Source organism: Clostridium sp. RTP31139st1_H3_RTP31139_211217, from assembly GCF_040227035.1.
Taxonomy (GTDB): domain Bacteria; phylum Bacillota; class Clostridia; order Clostridiales; family Clostridiaceae; genus Clostridium; species Clostridium saudiense.
Window position 1 is genome coordinate 15,683 of sequence record NZ_JBCOAB010000009.1, and the last position, 20,318, is coordinate 36,000.

Sequence of the window (20,318 nt, forward strand, 5' to 3'; positions counted from 1 at the left end):
CCTCACATCATGTGTATATATTACTTCTTGATTTATTCAAGATTTATTTTAATATTTATTAATTATAGTATCAACCTAATTAACCTTTTTCAATTATTATTAATTATTACATGTATTAAACTCAACATAAATATTAGCAAGTGTTCTATTAATAAAATCATTAGTAATATAAGCATTATCAGAAAATAATAATCCGTAATCAGTATTAAACCTGCTGAGCATAAGGATAATATAAAAATTAGTAATACTTATATCAATAACTCCAGTATAAAATGGAATTACTGCACTTGAATTAGAAATTACATATGTTAGTGATGGTATAAATGAACTATCTAAATCATAATTATTACCCATAACTTTTTTTATAAATTGATCAGCATATTTATTATCATGAATTTTTACATTTCTATCAAATTTTATATTACCTTTTTCAACTTCATTAATATATAAACCTATAATAAAACAATATAAATCGATTTGTAAATTCCCATTGGTTTTAGTATTAAAAGTTAATGGATTTAAAGGATTATATTGTTCTGTCTTAAATCTCGAATAATTGTAACTTAAAAATAAATAAAGTCTATTATAATTTCTATAGACTATCTTTCCATCTTTAACTAATGGACTAACACTTCCTAAAAACTTTGCACACGGAGGAACCGTAAAATCTTCAAATCTATCGCAACTGCATTTGTATTTATTTTTTCTTTTTTTTTTCATTAACTATCCTCCATAATTGCTTCATATTATCCTATGATTTTAAATAACAAAAGACACCTATATTATTGCAAGTGCCTTAATTTAATAATTTAATCTATTACAACTATTTAAATATTTTATTTACTAATTAATTTTTCCTAAATAAGATTATTTTGCTTAAAAATTGATGAAAAAAATTTTTTATTCAAATATTATACATTTAATATTTTGATTTTCTCACTGTTTCTCCTTCATTATCACTGATACTTTTTTGATCTTTATTGACTTTAAACATATAATATATTTGTACAAAGAAATAAGAAATGTACACAAAATAATGATTGTCTAATATTTTAAATAAGTCTTATTTAATATTGTCAACAATAATTTAAAATTAAAATAAATGAAAGAGAGTGATTTTATGACAATTTATAATTATGACAAACATCAAGACTACAAATTTGAATATAAGAAGGATCATATCTTAGTTGATAAATTCTATACTACTACCAACAAATATGCACCTTATACTTCTATGATGTCTAAAAGTGATTTAACTGAGGAAGAGTTTGATAATATATGTGAAGATTGGTATGCTAGAAAGCATAGAGAAGAAGCTGCAAGAGCAAACCATAAAAAGGTTAGCTAATAAATATAACCATGGAAGAATTTTGTAATTTAAATAAAAACTGTTGCAACTTATAACTTTGCAACAGTTTTTTTATTTGCTATATACCATTTCTATCTTTTTTCTTTTTAAGTAACTCCCTAGTATTAATAGCTTTAGGCTTAGATTTTTCTTCACTCTTCTTTTTTACCTTAGGTTTCTTCTCTTTCTTGTTAACTTTATCCTTTATATTATCATTAGATATATCTGGAGTCTTTATATCATTTTTATCTTTTTCTACTGCTAATTCTTCCTTAATCAAACTCTTTTTATTAACTTCCTTTTTCTTATTCTTATTACCAATTTTAATATACTTAGAAAAATCTAAATTCAATCTTCTATAAACTATATCTAATAAGAATAATATTAACCCTAATATAAGAAGTGGATTAGTTAAATTAATTTTCTTATACTCCTTTTTAAGCTTTCCTTCAAAAACCTCTTCAGGCTTATTTATAAAAGATCCATTAGTTTCACTTACAAGAGAATCTAGTTTAACTGAATTAGTATTAAACTTATATTCATCAGAATACTTAAGAGCAAAAGCTCCTTTATAATTACTAGTTATATTTTCTCCCTCTTGCTGCCTAATGTTGAAATTATAAAATCCTAAATCACTTAATGGAACATTTGCTTCAAATTTTCCTGGTTCAGTTTGAATTAAAGTAAACTCACCTTGAGTACCATCATCCCCATTATAAACACCAGTTACTTTAGTATCAGAATCAACATTATCATTATAATATTCAACCTTAGCTTCATTCCCATCTTGGGATATAAATAAATTACCCTCTTCACCATATGATGGTATTGCATAATAAACTATATTTTTAATTAATTGAGCACCATACTCCCAAGTTAAATAATTTTTACTCCAACTTCCATCAATATCACTTGTAAAGCTTGCTGTTTTCCCAATTCCATATTGCCTTACTGCAAGTATTGGTTCATCTCTATTAGAGCTTAATATTTCAATTGCATCGTCCTTTAAAGATGTCCCTATATACCCAAGTAATGATGGAAGCCCTTCTGATGTCTGCACTCCTGCTAATACTTCATGATTACTTACTACACTTGGTGTGAATTCTTCGTTTATTATATAAGTTCCTACAGACATTAATACTTCTTGAGCAAATATTCTTGGAATATCTGTATAAATGTCAGTATAATAACTTCTACCATTTCCTGCTGTTGCTAAATCACTTAAAAGACTTGAATTAGAATCACTTCCAACTGCAACCGTTGATAATGTTATATTTTCATTATTAAATTTTTGTATAAGTTCCTCATAAGTTGAATAAGGAATTGAATCTTGTCCATCAGTTAATAAGATTGTGTGCTTTATTTTTGCATCACTTTCACTTTGAATATTATATCCTTTTTCAAGTGCCGGATATATTGATGTTCCACCTCTTATTTGTATTCCTGATATAAGCTCCTTTATATAATCCTTATCAGTAACTTTTTGAGTAGGAACTACAACATCAAAAGTATCATCAAAAGCAATTACTGATATATCATCTATTTCCCTTAAATTATCTATAGCCTTCATTGCAGCTTCTTTTGCAAGTGTTAATTTACTAACTCCTCCACCTTCAGCACTCATACTCCCAGACTTATCTATAATTAAATTAATACTTATAGAAGGGACCTCATTTTTACCTTTCTTATCCATATTTACAGGAAGTATAGTTTCTAATGCTGTATCTTTATATCCTCCAAGAGCATAGGAATCCTCACCACCAAAAGTAACAACTCCACCGCCATAATCCTTAACATAGCTTTCAATATTATCCATAAAACCATTAGTTAAATCATCTTTATAAACATTATTTAGTACTATTACTTTATATTCTAAAAGTTCATTTAATGTACTTGGTGATGAGCTTGGAGAAATAGTTTTAATATTAGCCCCACCATTATTTAATATTTCTTCTAGTGCTTGCGAATCCCCCCTTACACCATTTATTATTAAAACATTAGGTTTATCAATTACATTTGTATAAGCACTATATTCATTATTTATCTTATTAGTATCACCATCTGCTTCAACTGTAACTCTATAACTCTTAAATCCCCCACTATTTTGAACATCCCTAAAAATAAAAGAATTACTTCCTTTTTTTACTTCTACAACTTGTTCTCCAACTTTTTCTCTCCCACTAAAAAGAGTAAGTTTTGCTGAGGTTGAATAATTAGACTCTAAATCTATTTGTACAGAAAATTCTTCCCCAATAGATATATTGTCTGGGATAGTTACACTATCTACATAAACCTCATCACCACTTTGCCCACTAACTTTATATACTTTTAAATCTATGTTTTCAGCATTAATTAATGGAATAGATTTTAGTATATCTCCTTTATTTTCTTCTCCATCAGTTATAAGAACTATTCTCTTAGATGCACCATCTTCAAATAATGTTATTGCTGTTTCTACTGCACTTTGGATATTGGTTGCTGTAGAAACTGGACTGGAATTTAAACTTTTATACGAAGATTTATTATCTATAATTTTATCTACTTTTGCATTATCACCAAATAATATTACTCCAGCTTTATTTCCCTTAGGCATTATTTCTAATGCATTATTTATAAAACTTTCACCATTATTTTTAAAAGAACTAATACTTTCTGAAACATCTAATAAAAATACTGTTGAAATGTTTTTCCCCTTAATACTTACTGTTATATTAGCAAATGATAGCAGTAATAAAGTAAAAATAATTATTCTACTTATTAATATTAATGTATCATTTTTACTGTTACTTCTAAACTTTTTCACACTATAGTAAATAAAGAAGATAAGTATTGGAATTAATATTAAAAAGTATAAATTTCCTATATCTAATTTCATTTTTATCTCCTCCTAATTACCTTTCTTGTATAATATCCACTCAAAAGCAACTATTAACATAGCTAGTAATATGAATATTGGTGCTAAATTGATCCCACTTTTTAAGTTACTTTTGCCATCAACTATATTATCATTTTCTCCAATTGTTTCTATTGAAGTATCACTTTCACTGGAAGTTGGGAAGTTTACCGAAAAACTTTCTTTATTATCGTTTTGATTTATTTTATATACACCTAAAGCTAATTCTCCTTTTACTTCTTCGCCTGATTCTAAACTTTTAATATCTCCATTAGGGTAAGATATATTTATTTTACTTTCAAAGTCTGAAGATTTTACTACTATTTTTTCTCCAGCTTTAAAATTATTACTATATACCATTCCTGTAGAAATTAATTCTTCCCCAAGTTCATATACAAGAATCGGAAATTCTTTTTTAAGTGTAAAATCAGTTGAATGTAAATCAAAAGATAATGCTGCTATTTTTCTATTACTTAATTCACCCTTAAATCCAATAGAATTATTATCTACTGTAAGTATATTAGTACCATAATACGGCGTTTCTATTATGTTATATTCTGATAATGTAAATTGTGTATCTTCTAAATAATTAGAAACTTCTCCCTTAACAGCTTTAGCCTGACCTATTTCTCCACCCTTTAATACATTAAAGAATTCATTAGAACTAGGATTTATAAACAATATGCTTCCCTTACTTGGCATAGCCTCTGGCATCTTATTATCAAATACATAAAGGTCATACTCATCATTTCCTATTATATTAGATGCATCATTAGTTTTATAAACTTCTGTATTTTCAATAACTCCAAAGGCCTTTTCTAAAAATACATTTTCATCTGTAACTAATAATATTTTCTTTACCTTATTTTCACTAACTACATGATAATAAACATTATCCTCCATTAATATATCTTTTCTTGATAACTCCCCTTTTAAGTAATCAGAATTTAAAGCATCCAATTCAAAAGATAAAGTTTTACTTTCACCAACTTGTAGAGTTAACCCTTCTACTAAAGCTAATTCCTCACCATTATATAATGAAAAATCACCTTCATATAAACCATCTCCATTATTAGTAACATTAGCAATTACTTTAATCTTATCATCTACAAATTTATGTGAAATATTATCTATAGAAGCATTTAATCCACTATTCCCCAAATAAACTATTCTTCCATTTATATCCGAAATTGTGGCTTGTTTATCAGTAAAAATTAATGCTTCATATTCTTCTCCTATTCCATCACCTATAGCATTAACAAAGGATATTACATCATTTATATCTCCACTGCCATAGCTTTTACTTATTTTATCAATAACAGAATTGGTATTAGCTTTATTAAATTCCCCATTTAAAAGTAAATTTGAAGTTCCATCATAAGAAATAATATAAGCATTTGTTCCATCTTTAGTACTATTTAAATATTCCTTTGCAATCTCTTTCCCTTGTTCTAGCCTACTCTTATCTCCATCATATATTGCATTCATACTTGCAGTATTATCTATTACTATTATTACATTTTTATAGCTCTGCCCTCCTATACTAATAAAAGGACTCATAAGAGCTAAAATTACACTTAAAATTATTATAATTTGTAATAATAGCATTATATTTTTCTTGAATTTTTCCCATGGTGTATTGGCCCTAGTATTTTTATAAACTTCCTTCCATAATAAAGATGAAGATATGACTTCTTCTTTATATTTACGCTTTAATATGTAAAGCATTATTACTGGAGGAATAGTCAAAAGTAAAAATAATGGCCATAAATTAGTAAAGCCCATATTTCTTCCCCCTAATACAATACTTTTCTTTTACTAAATTCATTTAAAATTATTTCCTCTATATTCATAGACGAATTAACAGTTATAAGCTTTCCACCGTATTTTCTGACTAATGCCTCAATACTATCATTGTATTTTTTTAAAGTTTCTTTATAATCCTTTATTAATGCTGGTGTAACACTAAGCTTAATATTTTCACCTGTTTCGCTATCAACTAAAGTTATTTCATTATTAAATTCAGGATTAATTTCTTCTTCACATAATACTTGTACTAATATTATTTCTTGTTTTTTATAAGCTAAATATTTTAATCCCTCTTCTAAACCTTCTAATCCTGAATTATTTAAGAAGTCTGATACTACAATAGATATTCCTCTCAAATTTAAATGTCTTTTTTTAATGCTTGAGCTTAAATCTGTACTTCCATCAAAATTAATATTTTCAAGATCTCTCAATATTTTTTGAAACCCTTTATTGCCAGTGCTTGTCTTTAAATTTTCTATTACTCCATCATTCATGGTGCTTATATTAACTCTATCAAGATTATTCAATGCAATATAACTTAAAGCCGCTACTATTTTTAAAGCTGTCTCTTTTTTGTTATATTTTCCATAATCCATAGATTTACTTTTATCAATAAAAAAGTTAAATAAACCTTCTCTTTCTTCCATAAATACTTTTACAAAGAATTTATCAAATCTTCCGTAAGCATTCCAATCTATCCTTCTAAAATCATCACCTGGTGCATATTCTCTATAATCTGAAAACTCAACTGATACCCCTTTTGCTTTTGATTTTCTTCCACCTTGAGTACCTCCACTAAGCTTAAAATTAATATACATATTAATTTTATTTAGCTTTTTAAAGAAGTCCTCATTAAATATCGTTTCCCTCATTTTTTACACTACCTTTAAGTCTTCTAAAATTTTAGAAATTATATCTTCTTCATTTAATCCTTCAGTTATTGCATCAAAATTTAAGATAATTCTATGTCTTAATACTGGGTATGCCAGTTCTTTTATATCTTCAAATGATACATTTAATCTACCTTCCATTACAGCTCTAACTTTTGCTCCTGCAATAATACCTTGTGCAGCTCTTGGTCCTGCTCCTGCTTCTACATATTTTTTAGCTATCTCAGCTCCATATTCTAGTTCTGGATGGGTTGCAAGTATTAACTTTAAAGCATATTCTTTAACTGGTTCTGCAATTTTAATTTCCTTAATAATATTTCTAAGTTCTAATATTTCACTACCTTCTAGTACATTAGAAAGTTCTAACTTGTTATTAGTTAATGTTAAATCCATTATTTCTTTTAATTCATCTAAATTAGGAAATTCTACATTAAGCTTAAACAAAAATCTATCAAGCTGGGCTTCTGGAAGAGGATAAGTACCTTCTTGCTCTATAGGATTTTGAGTTGCTAATACCATAAATGGTTTTGGCATCTCATAAGTTGTTTTACCTACTGTTACTGTTTTTTCTCCCATTGCTTCTAAAAGTGCAGATTGAGTTTTAGGAGTAGCTCTATTAATTTCATCAGCTAATAAAAGATTTGTAAATACTGGCCCCTTTTCAAACTTAAATACTGTGTTATCATTTTCTTTAACTACAATATTCGTTCCTACTACATCAGCTGGCATTAAGTCTGGTGTAAATTGTATTCTAGAAAAATTTAAATCTAACACCTTTCCAATTGTTTTAACTAATTGAGTTTTTCCCATTCCAGGCATACCTTCTAAAAGTACATTTCCTTCTGCAAATATAGCTATTAATACATTTCTAATTGTATCCTTTTGCCCAATTATTCCTTTACTTATTTCTTCTTCACATCTTTTTATCTTCTTTGAAACTTCTATAATTGATACTTCATTAATTTCCATCTTTGCCACCTCATAAAATTTTCTAGTTAAATTTATTAATATTTGGATTAATTTAATTGCTCAAAATAATTTTTTATAATATCTTTTAAGCTTTGTGGTAAATTGCTATTATTAGCTCCTTCTAAAGCACTATTACTATAATCACCAATTACCTTATCGTAATCTATCTTTTCTCCACCTATATTCATCCCAGTTTGATTTTCTATTCCTTGTGAATTTCCATTTTCATTTTTATTACCAGTAAGATTCCCATCTTCACCTTCATTTCTTCCTGGAATATATATTTGCTCACCTTTAGAATTTTCTAAATCATTTTCTTTGCCTTCAGTACTACCAGTATTCCATCCCGTTCCAGAACCTGCCCCTGATCCATTTCCACTTGATCCGCCTTGCCCTTCACCACTTCCAGAACCTGAGCCTTGACCATTACTAGATCCTTGTCCTTGACCTTGATTTTCTCCTGATTCTGATGATTGCGAACTACTACTTTGTCCAGTACTATTACTTATTGATTTTGAAATAGCATCAGATAGGCTTTCGCTATCAAGTTTTTTATCTAGCACTGAATTTGAAGCATTTTTCAAAGCTTCTGCTAATTCTTCATCACTCATTTCTAATGCTGCATTTTTTAAGGCTTCAGAAAGTTCACTTAGCTCTGCACTACTCATATTATTTAGTTTTTTTTGAATTTCTTCTAATTCTTTATTTATACCTTCTGTATCTCCATTCATCATTGCTTCTGCTAAATCTTTACTTTCTTCTTTTTTCATAAGCTCATTTACTAATTTATTTACATCTTTTTTAGCTGTATCTTCTTTTTCTTTATTAAATTCATCTAATAATTTCTTTTTAGCCTCTTCCAATGCTTCTTTAGCTTTTTCTGAAGATAATTTTTCTTTTTTATCTTCTAACTTTTTTTCTAAACGTTCTAAAGTCTTATTTAATTCAGACTTCTTTTCACTTTCTTTTAATTCCTTAACTGCATCTTCTAAAAGCTTTTTAACTTCTTCTTTTTCTTCCTCTGATAAATCTTCTGACTTTTCTATTTCCTTCTTTTCTTTTTCAACTTTTTCAATAACTGATTTTTGGTATTTATCAAACTCTCTTATTTTTTGTGCTTCTTTTCTTGCAGTAGTAGGCACAAACATTACTAAAATACACATAATTACTAGTGCTAAAACTAATAGTACTTGCTTTTTATCTATATTCATCTTAATATTCTTTTTTATATCAAAGTTTTTAATATGACTTACTGTATCTTGCTTTTGCGCTATTGACATATTATCATTACACTCTATAAGTCCTAATGAAGTAATAAGCCTTTCATCTAATCCTTTTGAATCCACCATAAGGGCGATTTGATTCTTTTTCGGTGATTTAATAAATCCAAAAATTAAAATAATTACTAGTCCTATTACTAATATTCCTATACAAATTTCTAAGACATAAGGAATGCTTATAAAAAGTGATATTAAAAGCAAACTAAAGATTAAGCATAGCAGAATTTTCAATCCTACTATGCTTAAATTTAATAAGAAGTTTGCTTTAATTCTTTTAGAAGCCTTATTTAAAAACATTAAAATAGCTTTATCTAAAGAATCCATTTTACTACTCCTTTACTTTTTTAGATTTACTTTTTCTTTTCTTCTTTAATGGATTAAGTTTTATTGCTGCTAAATATATAAATAATATAGAAAGCCCTAATTGCACTGCTATTGAAATATATTCTGAATATGTGCTTATTCCAAATTCAGATATTATAGACTCAAAGCCCATACCTGATCCAACTTGATTTAATAGTAAGCTTGCAAATCCCACTATAGGGCTTAAATACACTATAGGAGATGCTTTAGGTACTGTAGATGTATAATTTCCACTCATATTCATTTGGTAAACAGTCACAATAAGTATTACCCAGGTAATAACAATAATTCCTATATAAATAAGTAAAACTAATCCATATGTTAATGCTGTAGCCGCCTTAGAAGTTTTTACATATGTAGAAACAAAAACTCCTATTGAACTAACAAAAATTGTGTTAATTATAAAAAATACTACCAACCATAATATATTAGTAAGCTTAACACCACCAATTAATGCTCCTATTGCATAAAGCGGCATTGTTGAAATTATAAGAACTATAACTCTTAACGATGAAGCCGAAACCTTTCCTAGAATTATTTGTAATGGTGTCAACTTTGATGATAGCAATATGTCTAATGTTTGTTTTTCCCTTTCTGAACATATTGCAGTTGAACTTAATGCTGGAACTATGAAGAGTAACAATAAAGCTTGACCAATTGCCATTACAACATAAAATATAACCGATGATTCTAAATCTAATCCACTTGAAAATATTCTTGAATTTAATGAAGTATAATAAATCATTACTGCTATTGATAAGGCAGCTATATATGCAAATATCATAAGTGTAAATTTAATACTTCTTACTGCTATTTTACTCTCATTTCTTAATACTGGATTTACTCTCATAATTATACCTCCTCATCACTATCTGCTGTAATTTGAATGAATACATCTTCTAAATTACCAACTGCTCTACTGTAATTTAATATTGGAATATCTTTTAACACTAAGAACTTTAAAAGATTGCTTATAACTTCATCATCACCTTTTATATTAGCAGTAATCTTCTTATCATCAACCTTAATGCTATCTACATATGGTAATTCTTTAAGAGCTTTAACTGCATCCTCTTCTTTATCTAAAACAGTAAATACTATAGGTGAAGCCCCTGCTGCTCTTGTCATTATTTCATCAACAGTTCCTTGGCAAACTACAACTCCATTTTTAACTATACCAATATTAGTACATACTTCCCCAAGCTCTGGTAATATGTGAGAAGAAACTATAATTGTTTTACCCATTTCCTTTAAGTTTCTTAATATCCCCTTCATTTCATATCTAGCTCTTGGATCCATTCCTGAAGCAGGTTCATCTAAAATTAAAAGATCTGGATTATGAACAAGACACCTTGCTAAACATAATCTTTGCTTCATCCCTCTTGATAATCCATCAACATAGGCGTCATATTTATCTTCTAAATTAACTAATCTAAGTAAATCCATAGATAATTCTCTTGCTTCTTTTCCAACAATCCCATAAATTGAAGCATAAAACTCTAAATACTCAATTGCTTTTAAATTATCATAAACTCCAAAGAAATCTGGCATGTATCCAATTTTATCTTTTAATGCCTTATTATTTTTTATTGCATCTATTCCATCAACATAAACTTCTCCACTATCTGGTGATAAAAGTCCTGAAATAATCTTCATCGTTGTACTTTTTCCTGCACCATTTGGCCCTATAAAACCAAATATCTCACCTTTTTTAATCTCTAAATTTAATCCATTTACAGCCTTAAAACTTCCATATGATTTTTCAAGATTCTTTATAACTAACATTATTTCTCCACCCCTTTTATCATTAATTTTGGAGCTGCATTATTACCATCATTGCTAGCTACAATCTTTATTTGTATCTTATTATTTAAAGTATAGCTTCCATCATTTGATATCTTATAGCTTCCTGATGATAAACTAAATTTTTCATATTCATTTGTATTATAATTGTATATATAATACTCTCCATCAACTCCATATTGATATCCCCATCTATCAGTACCTGAATTAATAGTAATTTCTTTTACATCTACGTTAGTATCAATATCATATTCTAAAATTACATCACCATAACCATAAATATATCCTTCATAATAATCAAAGTTTGCTGTATCAGCTATAGAAGCAATATTGTACTCAAAATATCCTTCTGGAAAATTTAAATTTCCATCTTCATCCTTAAAATCTATATCTGCATCTTGTACTACCGCAGTTAAATCATAATTTGAAATTGATTTATTTTCTATTTTTAAACTATAATCAACCGGTAAGTCAGTAATAGCAATAATTTTTGTTTTCGCTCCAATATAATTACCATTACTTAGTAAATATAATAATGAAGAATATCTTTCTACATTTTTAAATTTCGGATCTCTCTTATCTACAGAATCATCCCATTGTGCATTATAATATTCATTTTGAATACTATCTGCATATCCTTGAATTCCATAACTATTTTTTATTTCTGCTTCTGAAATAGAAATTTGTTCTCCTGTACTTACTTCACCTAAATCCCATACACTCTGCCCAGATACTATAATTAATTTTTTAATATCATAGTCTAAATTATTTTTAATAGTTCCTTCTAAACTTCCATCTTTAATTTTTAAAGAGTTTTCTATTTTAGGTAATACTATTTCTTTTCCTGAAACCTCAAATTTATTCATTTCTGATACATTATTGGCTACTGTAAAATATGAATTATCTTTTATATATGTTGTTTTAATTTTTAAAGTTTTAGTTTCACTACTTGTATCTCCATAATAATAATAGTCATCAGAAATATACTTCATATTTAAATTTTCTTCTTTTTCTATCTTTAAATTACCTTTATTTTTACTTCCAATACCTATATATCCATTTATTTGCCCTTTTCCGTTTTCATCAGTTGATATAATATTAACTGAGTTTACTACAACATCCTTAAATTTCATCTTACTTCCTAATAAATAAATTAATATAGTAAATATTACTGCTGTTATAGGTATAAGTATCCATGTTAATTCATTTCTTTTCATCTTCTTTAAAACAACATATAAAACTATTCCAACTAAAACTGCATATGTTGCAAGTATTATTCCTAATGTTACTGGGCTTACTACATCTTGAACTGGAATATTTCTTAACATATAACTTGCTTGATAGCTTGATGAATTATAGCTGCCATTATAATCTTGTTGATAAATCTTATCAAACGTTTCTATCAACATATTTTGTAACATTAAAGTTGCATCACTACTTGATATAAAAGGCTCTAATCCTAAATCAAATGTAGTTACTAAAATAGTTCCTGCACCTCTATCTAATGAATAAACTAACTTATTTCCATAACTGTTATTTGTAACGGTTGCTCCCTCTAAAGTTATTTGTGATAATATTAAATTTAAATTTTCATTAGTAATAGCAACATTTCTTTCAATAGTTCCTTCTGAAGAAATATTTAAGAAGTTCTTATTTATGTTAGTTATTGTTTTACTTTCATTTGCACCTGTACCAATTATTAAAGTTCCACCTTCATTAACCCAATTATTTAAGGAACCATAATGATCTTCATTTAAATTGGCCATATTATAGTTATTTATTACTATTAAATCTAATACATCTATATTTAATCCGTTTTCACTCAGATAACTTTCATCTATATTAACGCAATTCATTCTTCCTACATTTGAATAAGAAGAATCAAAATAAGTTATATCTCCTAAATACCCTAATGCAGTAGCATCATCAGTTAATAATCCTGTTAGTGCATTTCCCTCACTTACTCTTCCAGAAGAAACATGAAATTTTTTTTCATATAAAACTTTATCATTTTCCACTAAACAAAGTGTTCCACTATTATTTCCATCTAAAAATTTCACTGGAATTGTTACACTTACACTTTCTCCAACTTTTGCGTAAACTTCCTTTGAATATGAGTTATATCCTCCTGCATAGTCAGATACTATCCTTAGCTCTATTTCTCCATTAAAATCTTTTTCTAAATTATTTATTTGTACAGTAACTGGCATATATTTTTGAGCCTTATATTTTCCATCTATACCATAACTTATAGTCAGATCATACTTATCATCATTTTTACTTGCATTTACCTTCATATTTGGTGCAATTAAATTAAAGATAAAGACTAATAAAATGGCACTAAATATTTTTATATTTTTTACTTTCATTCATCCTTCCCCCATTTTTTACATTATTTTACCTTTGCATATTATCCTATCATATTCTACCTTATTTTTCACTAATTATCTTTTCTTTTCCATTACAGTTTTCTTAAAAATTTCTTAAACTATTTTATATTTCATAAAAATAAATCTATATAAAAAAATATTACTGGAAATCAAATTTTCCAGTAATATTTTTCTAGAACTAAATTATATAAAATTATTTACAGTCTTAAATTTTCATAAATTATTTTTTATTTTTTACTATGGCTACACCACTTAAAATCATTAATATTCCTATTAATATAAAATTACTTCTACCTGTATTAGGTAATTTATCAATAGTATTTTGGTTTATCTCTTCTTTATTAGGTATAGTTGATGGATTAATTGGTTTATTAGTATCAACTATATTTGCTTCCTCATCTGGTATTGGCATTGGATCTAAATCTGGTATTTGTGTTGGTTTTAAATTTTTTATATTTGTAAATTCTACCGTTATTATTTGATTTGCTTCAATTTTTCCAGTTGAATTGCTTGAAGTTACTTGGTATTCTTCATTATCACTTTCAATTATTTCATACTCAACATTTGCTGGTAATCCTATTGCTTCTTTGCTTTCATTATCTCTTAGTTTAAAAATTGAAACTCCATTTTTAAACTCCATTTCTCCATACTTTCCATTTATAGTTTTATCTGAAAGTATTACTGTATATGTAAATTCTTTTGTTTTATCTGCTGCATTTCCTGATACTTTATTCGTTACTTTCAAATCTCCACTTGAAACATCTCCATATGTAAATTCAGTCCACAAATGTGTTCTATTTGTATAAAGTCCCGTCATTTTTTGATACTTTTTACCTTTATATTCAATATCTTTTAAAGGGGAATACTGACTTGGTTCTTTTGCCCACATTATATTACTCCATATTCTGAATTCTTCATCACTTTCAGGCATATGATCTGAAACAAAAACATAATCTTGATTTCCATAAATATTATCTACTGATCCATTCATTAATGAAATTCCATCTGGTAAATCTAATATATACATTCCATTATATTCATCAGGCTCTTCTATTCTAAAATTCCCACTATACCATTTTCCATCGCTTCCTTGAGTAAATTTAAAATCACTTTTAACTTCAATTTTATCACTTAAAGGTTCTTCTGCAAGAATAATAAAATCAGAATTAGCATACTGCATGAAGACTTCACCAAGTTTATAATTCGATATATCATTTAAGTTATTAGATGGAACTCCATAATCATACATCAATTTCCAAATTGCACTTTGAGTATTATTATAGGCTTCTTCTTCAGTAACATAATAAGAATCTGAATACATATATGCAAATGCCTCTAATGGGTTATCAAAATTAATTAAACATATTACTGCTTTATAAAATGGGTTAACCATAATATCTGGTTTTGTTAAACTACTATTTATATTAGTTTCTTTCGTCATTAAAACATCATAAATAAATTTTAATAAAACATCTTTATTCTCACTAAAGTTATCAATAGTAAATTTATGATGTCCTAATTCTGGGAATGCCTATACAAGAATAGGATCTGGCTTTAACATATCATTAAATTCTTCTTCAGAAGGAATATATCCATCTTTATCTTCAATAATTTCGTAAAGTCTCATTCCATTATAAGGATATCCCATAAAAAGAATCTTTTTCAAATTTTTAATCATTTCATCATAATTTTGAATATCCTTTGAATCAAGGTACCCATATACATAATCTGGAATCTGTTGTCCATTTTCTGTTATGTGTGGCCAATTAAGTTCATTATTCATACAATAAACAACAATATCTTCTTGAGTGTTTTTAGGATCTTCAATATAATGAATACCATCATAAAATATTATTTTACATAATGTCCCATCTGCAAAGGTACTTTTTGATATAAGTGTTATAAACATACACAAAAAAATCATTCCTGAAATTAATCTTTTTAGCTTTTTCATATTATTTACTCTAACTCCTTTAAATCTAAATATTAATTTCTTATTCTCAATACAAATGAAATATTTTTATTTACTATCCTTTTATTCCAATATTTAACAAAAGGGGTTATACACTAATATTTAGTGTATAACCCCTTAATTTAAACTATTTTGGAGGCGCCACCCAGATTTGAACTGGGGAATAAAGGTTTTGCAGACCTCTGCCTTACCACTTGGCTATGGCGCCTTATATTTATTAGTATATATAATACTCTTCAAAATGTCTAGACTTTTTTATATTTTAAAGTATAAGAAGCTATAAATTCAGCTCCTTATACTTTATAAATGCTAAAACATGTCTACTTATTTTTTATAGCTTCTATATAATAAATTTCCGAATTATCAATAGTAGTTCTAGTACTTAAGTATTTATTTATTATTCTAACATTATCTTCTACAGGTAATAGTAAATCTTCTTTAACTAAATCACTTTTAGAATGCACATGGTTTATTTCATTTCTGCTTTGAGAATGAGCTATTATAACTTTTCCATTTTCATTTAATAATTTATATAAATGTTCAAATAATTTTTCTTTATCTTTAAAATGAGGGTATGCTGAATATATAAATATATAATCATATCTACCTTCATTAAAATTCATAATATCAGATACTACAAACTCAACATTTTCTTTCTTATATTTTTCTCTTGCTACTTCTATCATATTTTCTGAGATATCAACAGCAACCAATTTTGATGGCGACTTTTCTAACAAATAACTAATTAATATACCTGTTCCTGTTCCTATATCAAGAATTTTTGAGCCTTTCTCTATATCCGATAGTTGAAGTATTTTTCTTATTTTTTTATCATCATGATGACACATTTCATCCCATTTATAAGCTAAGCTATTAAAAAATTCTCTATTATTCATTTATCACAGCTTCTCCTTTTTTCACATGCTCTACAGCCTTTAATACTACTGGTATTAATATGAGCTGAATAATTATTCCTGGTATTGCTTTAATAAAAGTTGTAGTCAAAAATGCTGTAAATACAAAAACATTTCCACCTACTGTTAATAAAATATAATTTGCCACTCCAGATACTATTCTTCCAACAACCATAGCTACAATTAATGATATAAATATATTATACTTTTTATCTTTATATAATAGTCCTGTAACTATTCCATATGTTGCAAGCTCAAATGCCATAGAAACTCCTGTTGGGAATATAGCTGGCATTCCTAAAAGTACTGAATTAACAAAAGGTAATAATATTCCTAAAATCAAACCATACTTTTTTCCTAATATTACTCCACATAATAAAACTGGAATATGCATAGGTAAAAATATTTGTCCTGGCAAACTAGTTACATGAAAAACATAAGGTATAACTATACCTATTGCAAGAAACAATGCGGCCCATACCAAATCCTTTGTTTTTTCATTCATAAAAACTCCCCCCAATATTATATTTCTATTTTCCATAAATTGTTTAATAACAAAATTGTATCATTTTTAATTTTTTCCAACAACCTAGTTATACCTATATTATTTTTATTTTTCTCCTTAATTTCTATTATATTTTTTAAAATAACTACTTATAGTACAATCTGCTACAATCATTTTAACATTTCAGCCACTCATAGCTATATTCAAAGATATAAAAAGAAAGAGCTGTCAAATTAACCGCTCTTTCAATATAAATATTTAATTATTTCTTGATGCTGGTAAATATGGTATTATTCTTTCAGCAAAACTTGGCATTGTCATAGTTTGAAGATATACTCTACCTGGTCCAGTTAAAGTCGTTAAAAACAATCCTTCTCCCCCAAATAATATATTTTTAAATCCCTTTACCATTTTAGCATCATATTTAACACTTCTTTCATAAGCTGCTATATTTCCTGTATCTACTATTAATTTTTCTCCTGGTGCTAAATCTTTTGCAACTACACTACCATCAATTTCAAGAAATACTTTACCTTTTCCTCTTACTTCTTGCATTATAAAGCCTTCTCCACCAAAGAATCCTCCTTTTACACTTCTATTAGTTGTAAGTGATAGATTAACACCTGGCTCTGCACATAAAAATGCACTTTTTTGACATACATATTCTCTTCCATCAGATAAATCTAGCACTATTATTTCACCCGGAAATGATGAAGATATTGTTATTTCTCCCGGATAGTGTTTCGCTGTATATGTTGCCATAAATATTGAATCCCCAGACATCATACGCCCTAAACCTTTAAATAATCCACCTTTCATATTCGTATTCATTTCTATATTTTCCGTCATCCAAGTCATTCCACCAGATTGTGTGTAAATACTTTCCCCTTGATTCAATCTTATTGTTACAGCAGGTAAATTTCCTCCAAAAATATTATATTCCATTTTATTTTCCTCCATTATGTTTTATTTATTATTCTATGTTATTTAAATCTAAAAGCGGACTTATATCACCTGACGTAACCTTTGGTAATACACCATCCCACTTTTCAATATACATTTTACTTAAAATTTCATCATTAAGATCTTGTGTTAAAATCTTATTTGCCTCAGCTTCACCTTGTGCTTTGATAATTTTTGCATCTGCTTCACCTTGTGCTTCAACTTTTTTTCTTTCAGCTTCTATTTCTGCTTTTTGTGCCTCTATTTTAGCAGTTTCTAACTCCTGTTGCTTATTTATTCTTTCTTGAATAGCTTTAGCTGTTTCATCATCTAATTCAATTCTAGAAAAATTTACTGAATCAATTATAATTCCATACTCATAAAACTTCTCTTTTACATGAGCTAATACATTTGAATTTAACTCTGATCTTTTTTCACCATATATATCAATTACTGAAAAAGTAGAAGATACTTCTGAAGTCCATGCTTTCATCTTACCTCTTATAAAATTATCCTCTATCTCTTTACCTGTTTGTCCCTTAAATCTAGTGAATGTTTCTGGAAGTCTATCTGAATCAAAATGATAGCTAAACTCTAAATCGACATTAACGGTCTTCCCATCTGATGTTGGTATCATAAATGAATCATCATCTAAAGAACCTTCCTTTTTATCTCTTGAAAGATACGCCTGCTCAGTTGCTACTGAATATTGTGATACCTTTTGAAATGGTGAAACAATTCTTAAACCTTGAGTTAAAATGTTATCTTGAATACCACCTCTTAAATTATATACAACTCCAACATATCCTGGTTTTATTTTATGTGTTGACAGTGTTATTAATACTCCTCCCACTACCATTACTCCAGCAACTACTATTCCACCAACTATTTTATTACCTTTTTTCATTTTTTTCGTCCCCCTGCTCATTAAATATTTTTTCATAATATCTCCTAATAAATTCTCCTATTTTTTCAAAACAGGGTGAAATTATTACCCAAAGTAAAACTAATCCTATTATAATAATTAAAGCTAATACCATTTCCTCCCCCTAAAAATTTAAATATGTATTTTTTATCTTTTTATACATTTCTAAAAATTATTTAAAACATTTTCTATAATTGTATTATATAGTATTAATTAACTTATATCAAATTGTTATTTTTTTATTTTGAGCTCTTATAGACCATATAGTAGCATATTTGATCTTTAAATTAAATTAACACATATTTATACTATATTTACGTTCTATTTCATTTTCTAAGGTTATTTAATAAATATTATACAAAAAAGGTATGAGGATTTTCCTCATACCTTTACTTATTATTTTAATATTAGTCTTTTTATATTCTTTTATAAATTAAACTTTCACTTAACTCTCTAAGAATTCACTTTTTCTGCATACTACTGGTAAATTAATAGTCTTATAATAACTTACCATTCTTATAATTACTATTGCTATTAACGCAATAAATTGTGCTACATCTACTCCAATTAGTGGATAAATAAACCAAAGCAAAGTTACTCCTATAACTCCTGCAACACAATAAATATCATGTTTGAATATTTGTGGTTTTCTATTTGTTATAATATCTCTTAAAACACCACCACCAACTCCAGTTATACTAGCTGCAAATATGAATAACATATAATTATAATTACTACCAATAGCTTTAACTGCTGCAGATACGAAAAATGCTGCTAGTCCAATAGCATCTATAAAAACAAATAAATTCTTGTGCTTTAGCCTTCCTTTTAAAAGTATGGCAAATAAAGTTCCAGCAATAATAAAAGGAATTGTCATATAACTTGTAAAAAATACTGGTATTCCAACATTTGTAACAATATCTCTAAGTACGCCTCCACCCATTGCTGTAATTATTGCAATTATATATATTCCAAAAACGTCAAATTCCTCTTCAATTGCTACTATTGCTCCTGATACGGCAAAAGCAAAAACTCCTATATACTCTAAAATTGTTATGTAGTCCAAAAAAAATCCCCCTCATTTATTTTTACAATAGACTAATTATTAAAATAATTGCGCCTCTGTCTTTTTACCTGAAAGATTCTCCTACTACATTTAAGATTGCTTCGTCGGTGTCTTTTATACATTAGACTTTCCAGAGTTTTCTCAAAATTTGGTCCTTTTGCCTGAGAGTTTGCCGCACTTTCCCCTTCGGCTCTGTAACTGTACAGTATCTCCCAAATTTCTCAACGAAATACCTGTAAATTATAATAT

At 27.4% G+C, this 20,318-nt stretch carries 18 protein-coding genes, 1 tRNA gene and 2 riboswitches; of the genes, 1 reads left to right on the forward strand and 18 read right to left on the reverse strand.

Going from position 1 to position 20,318, the window contains the following annotated elements:
- Nucleotides 1-99: 99 nt before the first annotated feature.
- Nucleotides 100-720, reverse strand: coding sequence for a hypothetical protein (locus ABUA17_RS05675; protein ID WP_042393718.1), 621 nt, complete (start codon nucleotides 718-720; stop codon nucleotides 100-102).
- Nucleotides 721-1,120: 400 nt separating this feature from the next.
- On the opposite strand from ABUA17_RS05675, the gene ABUA17_RS05680 reads away from it, so the two are divergent.
- Complete coding sequence (locus ABUA17_RS05680) at nucleotides 1,121-1,348, forward strand: hypothetical protein (RefSeq protein WP_055291140.1); 228 nt, start codon at nucleotides 1,121-1,123, stop codon at nucleotides 1,346-1,348.
- Between the two features lie 79 nt (nucleotides 1,349-1,427).
- On the opposite strand, the gene ABUA17_RS05685 is transcribed toward ABUA17_RS05680, so the two are convergent.
- From ABUA17_RS05685 to ABUA17_RS05765, 17 genes are all read right to left on the reverse strand, one after another.
- Nucleotides 1,428-4,223, reverse strand: coding sequence for a VWA domain-containing protein (locus ABUA17_RS05685; protein WP_055291138.1), 2,796 nt, complete (start codon nucleotides 4,221-4,223; stop codon nucleotides 1,428-1,430).
- Between the two features lie 12 nt (nucleotides 4,224-4,235).
- Nucleotides 4,236-6,026, reverse strand: a complete 1,791-nt coding sequence (locus tag ABUA17_RS05690) for a vWA domain-containing protein (RefSeq protein ID WP_195951236.1) — start codon at nucleotides 6,024-6,026, stop codon at nucleotides 4,236-4,238.
- A gap of 11 nt (nucleotides 6,027-6,037) precedes the next feature.
- Nucleotides 6,038-6,922 carry a DUF58 domain-containing protein gene (locus ABUA17_RS05695; RefSeq protein WP_042393707.1) on the reverse strand — a complete coding sequence of 295 codons (885 nt, stop codon included), beginning with the start codon at nucleotides 6,920-6,922 and terminating at the stop codon, nucleotides 6,038-6,040.
- A 3-nt stretch (nucleotides 6,923-6,925) separates the two neighbouring features.
- The gene (locus ABUA17_RS05700) at nucleotides 6,926-7,909 is read right to left on the reverse strand and encodes an AAA family ATPase (RefSeq protein WP_042393704.1); all 984 of its coding nucleotides are present in this window, start codon (nucleotides 7,907-7,909) and stop codon (nucleotides 6,926-6,928) included.
- 47 nt (nucleotides 7,910-7,956) lie between these two features.
- Nucleotides 7,957-9,513, reverse strand: coding sequence for a DUF8809 domain-containing protein (locus ABUA17_RS05705; protein ID WP_042393701.1), 1,557 nt, complete (start codon nucleotides 9,511-9,513; stop codon nucleotides 7,957-7,959).
- A gap of 4 nt (nucleotides 9,514-9,517) precedes the next feature.
- Nucleotides 9,518-10,402, reverse strand: a complete 885-nt coding sequence (locus ABUA17_RS05710; protein ID WP_042393698.1) for an ABC transporter permease — start codon at nucleotides 10,400-10,402, stop codon at nucleotides 9,518-9,520.
- A 2-nt stretch (nucleotides 10,403-10,404) separates the two neighbouring features.
- Entirely contained in the window at nucleotides 10,405-11,337 is a 933-nt protein-coding gene (locus tag ABUA17_RS05715; RefSeq protein ID WP_042393695.1) for an ABC transporter ATP-binding protein, read from the reverse strand.
- The gene (locus ABUA17_RS05720) at nucleotides 11,337-13,724 is read right to left on the reverse strand and encodes a DUF8725 domain-containing protein (protein ID WP_195951237.1); all 2,388 of its coding nucleotides are present in this window, start codon (nucleotides 13,722-13,724) and stop codon (nucleotides 11,337-11,339) included. The genes ABUA17_RS05715 and ABUA17_RS05720 overlap by 1 nt, the downstream gene beginning before the upstream one ends.
- 241 nt (nucleotides 13,725-13,965) lie before the next feature.
- The gene (locus ABUA17_RS05725) at nucleotides 13,966-15,186 is read right to left on the reverse strand and encodes an LPXTG cell wall anchor domain-containing protein (protein WP_195952441.1); all 1,221 of its coding nucleotides are present in this window, start codon (nucleotides 15,184-15,186) and stop codon (nucleotides 13,966-13,968) included.
- 90 nt (nucleotides 15,187-15,276) lie between these two features.
- Nucleotides 15,277-15,699, reverse strand: a complete 423-nt coding sequence (locus ABUA17_RS05730; protein WP_052330558.1) for a hypothetical protein — start codon at nucleotides 15,697-15,699, stop codon at nucleotides 15,277-15,279.
- Nucleotides 15,700-15,850: 151 nt separating this feature from the next.
- A tRNA-Cys gene (locus ABUA17_RS05735) sits at nucleotides 15,851-15,925 on the reverse strand.
- A gap of 112 nt (nucleotides 15,926-16,037) precedes the next feature.
- On the reverse strand, nucleotides 16,038-16,613 hold the full coding sequence (locus ABUA17_RS05740; protein WP_042393689.1) for a class I SAM-dependent methyltransferase: 576 nt from the start codon (nucleotides 16,611-16,613) through the stop codon (nucleotides 16,038-16,040).
- The gene (locus tag ABUA17_RS05745; protein ID WP_042393686.1) at nucleotides 16,606-17,136 is read right to left on the reverse strand and encodes an ECF transporter S component; all 531 of its coding nucleotides are present in this window, start codon (nucleotides 17,134-17,136) and stop codon (nucleotides 16,606-16,608) included. Before ABUA17_RS05745 ends, ABUA17_RS05740 begins: the two co-directional genes overlap by 8 nt.
- Before the next feature lie 258 nt (nucleotides 17,137-17,394).
- Nucleotides 17,395-18,081: a TIGR00266 family protein gene (locus tag ABUA17_RS05750; protein WP_042393682.1), complete on the reverse strand. Its 687-nt coding sequence runs from the start codon at nucleotides 18,079-18,081 to the stop codon at nucleotides 17,395-17,397.
- Nucleotides 18,082-18,109: 28 nt separating this feature from the next.
- A complete protein-coding gene (locus tag ABUA17_RS05755; RefSeq protein WP_042393679.1) occupies nucleotides 18,110-18,985 on the reverse strand; it encodes a prohibitin family protein in 876 nt (291 codons plus the stop codon).
- Complete coding sequence (locus ABUA17_RS05760; RefSeq protein ID WP_172676187.1) at nucleotides 18,972-19,118, reverse strand: DUF8570 family protein; 147 nt, start codon at nucleotides 19,116-19,118, stop codon at nucleotides 18,972-18,974. Before ABUA17_RS05760 ends, ABUA17_RS05755 begins: the two co-directional genes overlap by 14 nt.
- A gap of 330 nt (nucleotides 19,119-19,448) precedes the next feature.
- Nucleotides 19,449-20,069 carry a trimeric intracellular cation channel family protein gene (locus ABUA17_RS05765; protein WP_042393676.1) on the reverse strand — a complete coding sequence of 207 codons (621 nt, stop codon included), beginning with the start codon at nucleotides 20,067-20,069 and terminating at the stop codon, nucleotides 19,449-19,451.
- A gap of 54 nt (nucleotides 20,070-20,123) precedes the next feature.
- Nucleotides 20,124-20,205, reverse strand: a riboswitch (glycine riboswitch).
- A 3-nt stretch (nucleotides 20,206-20,208) separates the two neighbouring features.
- Nucleotides 20,209-20,294: riboswitch (glycine riboswitch) on the reverse strand.
- Nucleotides 20,295-20,318: the final 24 nt, after the last annotated feature.

Excerpts from the sequence above, each read along its gene's own strand:
- ABUA17_RS05675 (WP_042393718.1), bottom strand. The coding sequence starts at position 720 with ATGAAAAAAAAAAGAAAAAATAAATACAAATGCAGTTGCGATAGATTT.
- ABUA17_RS05680 (WP_055291140.1), top strand. The coding sequence starts at position 1,121 with ATGACAATTTATAATTATGACAAACATCAAGACTACAAATTTGAATAT.
- ABUA17_RS05685 (WP_055291138.1), bottom strand. The coding sequence starts at position 4,223 with ATGAAATTAGATATAGGAAATTTATACTTTTTAATATTAATTCCAATA.
- ABUA17_RS05690 (WP_195951236.1), bottom strand. The coding sequence starts at position 6,026 with ATGGGCTTTACTAATTTATGGCCATTATTTTTACTTTTGACTATTCCT.
- ABUA17_RS05695 (WP_042393707.1), bottom strand. The coding sequence starts at position 6,922 with ATGAGGGAAACGATATTTAATGAGGACTTCTTTAAAAAGCTAAATAAA.
- ABUA17_RS05700 (WP_042393704.1), bottom strand. The coding sequence starts at position 7,909 with ATGGAAATTAATGAAGTATCAATTATAGAAGTTTCAAAGAAGATAAAA.
- ABUA17_RS05705 (WP_042393701.1), bottom strand. The coding sequence starts at position 9,513 with ATGGATTCTTTAGATAAAGCTATTTTAATGTTTTTAAATAAGGCTTCT.
- ABUA17_RS05710 (WP_042393698.1), bottom strand. The coding sequence starts at position 10,402 with ATGAGAGTAAATCCAGTATTAAGAAATGAGAGTAAAATAGCAGTAAGA.
- ABUA17_RS05715 (WP_042393695.1), bottom strand. The coding sequence starts at position 11,337 with ATGTTAGTTATAAAGAATCTTGAAAAATCATATGGAAGTTTTAAGGCT.
- ABUA17_RS05720 (WP_195951237.1), bottom strand. The coding sequence starts at position 13,724 with ATGAAAGTAAAAAATATAAAAATATTTAGTGCCATTTTATTAGTCTTT.
- ABUA17_RS05725 (WP_195952441.1), bottom strand. The coding sequence starts at position 15,186 with ATGACGAAAGAAACTAATATAAATAGTAGTTTAACAAAACCAGATATT.
- ABUA17_RS05730 (WP_052330558.1), bottom strand. The coding sequence starts at position 15,699 with ATGAAAAAGCTAAAAAGATTAATTTCAGGAATGATTTTTTTGTGTATG.
- ABUA17_RS05740 (WP_042393689.1), bottom strand. The coding sequence starts at position 16,613 with ATGAATAATAGAGAATTTTTTAATAGCTTAGCTTATAAATGGGATGAA.
- ABUA17_RS05745 (WP_042393686.1), bottom strand. The coding sequence starts at position 17,136 with ATGAATGAAAAAACAAAGGATTTGGTATGGGCCGCATTGTTTCTTGCA.
- ABUA17_RS05750 (WP_042393682.1), bottom strand. The coding sequence starts at position 18,081 with ATGGAATATAATATTTTTGGAGGAAATTTACCTGCTGTAACAATAAGA.
- ABUA17_RS05755 (WP_042393679.1), bottom strand. The coding sequence starts at position 18,985 with ATGAAAAAAGGTAATAAAATAGTTGGTGGAATAGTAGTTGCTGGAGTA.
- ABUA17_RS05760 (WP_172676187.1), bottom strand. The coding sequence starts at position 19,118 with ATGGTATTAGCTTTAATTATTATAATAGGATTAGTTTTACTTTGGGTA.